The organism is Acetobacter sacchari (genome assembly GCF_017377715.1).
GTDB classification, from domain to species: domain Bacteria; phylum Pseudomonadota; class Alphaproteobacteria; order Acetobacterales; family Acetobacteraceae; genus Acetobacter; species Acetobacter sacchari.
Map to the genome: position 1 here is coordinate 1 of NZ_JAFVMF010000058.1, position 612 is coordinate 612.

Below are 612 nucleotides of genomic sequence, written 5' to 3' on the forward strand. Positions count from 1 at the left end.
CTCGACGAGTGCGGCATCACGGTAGCAGACGACGAGGTTGCGCCTTTGGTGGCGTCTTACAAGAGATTTAGCGGAGTGGCAACGTGACAGACATGGTGAACCACCCTCCTCATTACACAAGCCATCCTTCGGGCGTGGAGTGCATTCAGGTCACGGAACACATGGGGTTCAACCTCGGGAACGCCGTGAAATACATCTGGCGCTCTGACCTGAAGAAAGACGCAATCGAGGATCTGAAAAAGGCCAGATGGTATCTGGATCGGGAAATCGCACGACGGGAGGACGCAGCGTGACGAAAGGCGTGAAGACACCCGATCTTCGCGGGGAAACATTCGGTCAGCGCCACGTATTCGCTTGCGCTCCTTCTCGGAACGGGCAGGCCCGATACTTCGTCAGGTGCTCATGCGGGAAAGTCGATGACGTTGCCGCTCGTTATCTAGTGCAAGGGAAGGCAGACCGATGCCTGCCATGCGCGAGAAAGAAGAAAGCCGCCGATATCGCCGCGTCTTCTGTTGGAATTAAGTTCGGACATCGTGAAGTGATTGGAGTGCATTCGTGCGGAACCGGCTCAGGAATTGACCTGAAGGTCAGATGCGCCTGTGGCTTCGAGAG

The 612-nt window shown here is 56.2% G+C and carries 1 protein-coding gene; it reads left to right on the forward strand.

Annotation, left to right across the window (positions count from 1 at the left end; all coding sequences use genetic code 11):
- The first annotated feature begins 92 nt into the window (after nucleotides 1-92).
- Complete coding sequence (locus J2D73_RS20235; protein ID WP_207884216.1) at nucleotides 93-293, forward strand: DUF3310 domain-containing protein; 201 nt, start codon at nucleotides 93-95, stop codon at nucleotides 291-293.
- Nucleotides 294-612: the final 319 nt, after the last annotated feature.